Source organism: Shewanella sp. 10N.286.51.B2 (genome assembly GCF_041469265.1).
Taxonomy (GTDB): domain Bacteria; phylum Pseudomonadota; class Gammaproteobacteria; order Enterobacterales; family Shewanellaceae; genus Shewanella.
The window spans coordinates 1-4,658 of record NZ_JBFRKH010000125.1; the positions used below are offsets into that span (position 1 = coordinate 1).

Genomic DNA, 4,658 nt, shown 5'->3' on the forward strand with positions numbered 1-4,658 from the left:
GCCCACCACAGGGCTAGACCCCCAAGCAAGGTTACATTTTTGGCAGTTGGTTAGGGAGATAATAAAACAAGGGAAACCAGTTATTCTCACTACACATTATATGGATGAAGCAGAGCAGCTTTGCGATCAAATTGCCATCATGGATACACGCAAATGAGGCTTTAAATTATTCTTGATTTTGCGGACCTGCAGTAAGTGTTGCGCCCCTATCAAGTAGGGGCAATGATATTACTGAATTAAAAAGTTATTGTATGCTGAATGTATTAAGCTAGAGCAGTTGCTAGCACCTAGTAACTTCTTGAGTTTAAGTATGCGATAGTCGACACCTCGTGCGGACAAATGTGCTGCTTTGGCAATTGATTCACGGTCGTGTCCATTTGCCATCATATATAATATCGCAATATCAGCGCTTTTTATTAAACCATAGTCTAAAAACGGATTCAGGTTCTCCATACTACTTTGCAGTAACATGTAATGAATATCGGTTAGGTCTTTATATAAACGGCTAAATGCATTGGGGTCAGCAAGTTTATTATTAGTTTGCACCATGAAGTAGAAGCGCCCCACCCAATTGGGGTTCATCATACAGGGGACTTCTACGGTTACTTTTTGCTGGTAGCCAAATTTAACAATATCGTCATTAGGTCCAACTTTAAACTGTGGCCAGTCACTGTAATCCCAAGTATGGTATTTACGCTTTAAAGAGACCTCTGTGTTGTGGTCTTTTTTTGCCCACTTTTTTCGAGATACTTTGCTGTATTTTATCGCATTAACTGAGCTAGCGAGAATATGAGTTCTACCAGTTACTTGATTAAGTTTAGAGAACCCTGAAGGTAGCATATTACTATTTATGTCTAAGACAAACATGGTGTCTGTAATATTATGAGTTCGTGAGAACTCGTTCAGAATGCTACTGACTTTCATGCTTAGCCTCCATTTCTGAAAAGTCCTTTAGTAGACCATATTGATTTACGTTATAAATTAACGCGGGTAAACTGTCTGCTTCAAACGTTATTTTGGCGATTTCTATATAATAATCGATGCCACGTACCGATAAATTTAATTTTGGCGCGATATCCTTTCTAGAGTAACCCACGGCCGTAAACTGTAATATATCGATTGTTTTACGATTAATTACGCCCATATTTATTAATGATTGTTTGATAAGTTTATGGCTATTATTGATTTTAATCGCTACTTGCAAGAGCTTTGATTTAATCAACTCAAGCTTGTCATTTAGAGCTGTAATACAGAGCTTGTTAGAATAAAAAACAAATTTTGCTGTTAATTTAGGCGCGAATAAAAAAGTGATATCAATGCTCATGTTCTCTTTATACATGAGGTTTGCAACATCAAGCGTTGGAGTAGCAGAACGGCTAGGTGCACTTGTTTTATCAGCTTCCAAACTGACCCATTGGCAATGTTGTGCTTTGAATTGTTTGACAACATGCTTATCGCTAGCAACGACAAGGCTAGCAGCTTCACGAGTTGTGCGTAGATTAATTGGGTTATTCAAAAAAATATAGAGCACGCAAGCATTAACGCCTAGTTCATTAGATAGAGTAGACAAATCAGAGTCTATTATTGCTTTCATCATAGTGCTCCTCCTTTGTATAGTGAGCCGAAGCTACCCTTTGTAAATACCGTAATTAAGTGATTGCGAATTTTATGCATTTCCTTGTTTCCAGCAATAGCGATTGTGAATAAATGCGACAGTGGGCAATACCTACTTTTAGATATGCGACATGGTTCAAGACAATAGTGCTGGATTCAAAAAATCTAACAAGCTTTCTTTGTTTTCTGTGAAAAACCACTAACAGGGATAAGTGTTACAGCATTGATGATGTGAGAAAGAGGCCATTAAGCTTGTTGATATTTGGCTGGATTGGCTATTTAAGTTGCTTTGTGCAGGACCCGTTGATTTACAAATGTAATTACGGCTAAAGGCTGACAAGGTTGTAATTAACTATGTAAATACTCAAACATCACTCTCAGAGCTAGTGTCTACTCAATTATTATCATTAAAACCTTAATATAAATGGATCTTGAGAGCTTATGATGTTGATAATTCTTCAAAACAACAATTAATCATTTATTCGCAAAACATGTGTTACCTTGCGTAAAACAGGCTGCTGAACAACATCATTAGTTAATCAAGTTTCCCCTTTATATAGAATCAATATGGACATGCTGTGTGGTGTAAAAAACGCACTCCTTTTTGATGTTACCTTTTCAAATTAGGCACTGTTTCTAACGTTTTATATGTTCAATATGCATTTTGTTGCAGTTGTTAGCGTAATGTTTATGGTGATTTTTTTTGATTTTATTTATGAGTTAAAGTTGATTAAGTTAGTGAATTTAAATGTAATTGTGATGGGGTTCAAATCTAAATAAACAAAATCATTTTATTTACAAATGGTGTGATTGTTACTGTGAGAAGTCACTGTCCCTTAAGGCGTTGGGTAAGTCAATATGCCGCTTCAATATTTACATTGTAAAAGGGATGAGATGAAACATATAAAAACATCAGCAACATTATTAATGCTTGCAATGCTTGCCGCTTGTGGAAGTGATGACGCCAAAAGTTCTCCTGAAAATCCAGATATACCTGAGATTGTCGAGCCGCCTCAAACAGGTAGTCAAGTATTCGATAATGTTTGGGGGCCAGATATTAAGTGGCAGTTAGAAGGGCCGATCACTATTTATATCGGTAAAGAAATGGCTAGAACAGACTGGGTGGCACAGTCTGAAAGGCGACATGGTGATATAAAGCACGGTTATACCGTTCAGGCTGCAGATGTTCGTAAGTTGATCCCTAAGCCATTACGTGATGATATTTTCAATGATGGTCAAATTACCTTTGCTGAAGTATTGCTTTACGTTTCAGCGACACGTGATGACTTTCACGTTGAATACGAGTGGGGCGAGGACATTGGTGCTTACCGCTTTACGGTTTGGCATAACGAAGATGGCAGCAACATTGAATTTGATACTGATGGCAAGCCTGTAGGTGAAGGCGATCCAAACTGGGCCGCAAACTGGATCCCAGACACAGGTGAATTTAAAAGAGAAAACAAGTACACCAACTTCGGCGAAGCGGTTGGAACTCGCATGGAAATGACGGTACTTCAAGATAATTCTGGGGTGATGTTAGCTTCTCGAAGTGAAGCTTACACCTATCGCCGTGAAGAGATGCAGCGCACCCAAGTTGAACGCAGAAAGGCTGATGAAGAAAAGTTTGGTGATAACCGTGCAACCTTCCCAAGAGTGATGGTACAGCCTGTTGGCGGTGAACAAATGGTCTTTAACGATGTGGTTGTTCGTCCACATAACCTGCGTCCTGATATCTATAAAAAAGACGTCATGATCACCATGGCTGATGTATTCATGAGTCTGCATGAGCAAGGCTTAGTTGAAATGGGCTTTTCTTACTGGGGACAAATTTCCACCGGTGCTAATATTCAACACTTTTTAGTTAACTCTGTTGATGGCGTGGTAAACCAAGCGCGTTTTGCCTACGCAATTGACGGTTATGAAACACGCTATACAAGTGATTGGAACCATAAGTACGGTCTAGGGAATATGGCAGATTCGAACTCAGCGCCACCTGCAACTTTTTGTGATGGCATTGGTCTTGATGGTCAAAAGACAGGCACTCCAAATGGTTTGGTTGACGAGGAATGTGCCGAATACTTTGGTAGCAAAGGCATTGAAATCGATTTGACTGATTGGCATGGCGATAAAAACCGTCACGTATTTCCTGACGTGTGGCCATTATACTACCCAACTGATAGCGTATTTGTTATGGCGCGTCAGTTGAAATTTGCTGCGCCAGAAAGCCACCGAGTGGGTGGTGATGATAAGTATCCAATTTACGATATTGACGAGGCAATTCGTCCATTATCTGAAGAGCATTTTGGCTGGGGCGTTGCCGATTGTGGTACTTGTCACTCGTTAGGTAGTATTCACTCTGATGGCGACCAAGGTAGTTTGGGGGTTAACCCAACGCCCGTTTATGTTATGGATCTAGCTAAAGGCGTACAGTCTTATGAAGTATTAGATGAAGCGGATCGCGCCGTGGCACCTTACCAATGTGCTCAATGTCATGGTAATAACGGTGCTCCAGAAGGACATGGTGAAGTCGGTGTTTGTTTCTGGTGCCATGACAATGAGTTTCAACCTAAAAACCATGGTTCAGTAAATAAACTGTTTCCGAAAATGTACGAAGGTGGTAACTCTCCTGAAGATATGACCTTTCATCCAGCTAAACCAATCATTGATGTGCCATCAACCGATAGAGATGCTGTGAGCGTTGTTAGTGGTGAAATGTACGGTGATCCAAATTACTTATTGAACATATTACCTGAGTTGAAAGATCAAAACTTTGTTTATATGCACGGCTTATATAGCGATGATATGAAAGTTAGGGGTAATAGTGACTGGACCACAGATCCTGTTTACCCAGATCCATACTCGTGTATGACTTGTCACGTAAACCCAAAATAAGCTGTAATTAGTTAAATTCGATGCTAAAGGCCACTTGATTTCAAGTGGCCTTTTTTTTGAGTATGTTCCGTCCTGAGCTAAGCTGACAAAGGTTTGTCATAGCTGTGGGTAAAATCTGATTTTAAGCTTGTTGGAAAGCAGTTTTATATTGT

3 protein-coding genes are annotated in these 4,658 nt (G+C 39.6%); 1 reads left to right on the forward strand and 2 read right to left on the reverse strand.

Annotation, left to right across the window (positions count from 1 at the left end; all coding sequences use genetic code 11):
- Positions 1-228: 228 nt before the first annotated feature.
- Entirely contained in the window at positions 229-924 is a 696-nt protein-coding gene (locus AB4140_RS19685) for a helix-turn-helix transcriptional regulator (RefSeq protein WP_372002324.1), read from the reverse strand.
- Positions 911-1,597 (reverse strand): hypothetical protein, encoded by a 687-nt coding sequence (locus AB4140_RS19690; RefSeq protein WP_303462500.1) that lies wholly within the window; start codon positions 1,595-1,597, stop codon positions 911-913. Before AB4140_RS19690 ends, AB4140_RS19685 begins: the two co-directional genes overlap by 14 nt.
- Before the next feature lie 911 nt (positions 1,598-2,508).
- Here AB4140_RS19690 and AB4140_RS19695 point away from each other — a divergent pair.
- Positions 2,509-4,506: a hypothetical protein gene (locus AB4140_RS19695; RefSeq protein ID WP_303503307.1), complete on the forward strand. Its 1,998-nt coding sequence runs from the start codon at positions 2,509-2,511 to the stop codon at positions 4,504-4,506.
- Positions 4,507-4,658 lie beyond the last annotated feature (152 nt).

What these genes read in the sequence shown, in the direction of transcription:
- AB4140_RS19685 (WP_372002324.1), bottom strand. Translation starts at nt 924, where the DNA reads ATGAAAGTCAGTAGCATTCTGAACGAGTTCTCACGAACTCATAATATT.
- AB4140_RS19690 (WP_303462500.1), bottom strand. Translation starts at nt 1,597, where the DNA reads ATGATGAAAGCAATAATAGACTCTGATTTGTCTACTCTATCTAATGAA.
- AB4140_RS19695 (WP_303503307.1), top strand. Translation starts at nt 2,509, where the DNA reads ATGAAACATATAAAAACATCAGCAACATTATTAATGCTTGCAATGCTT.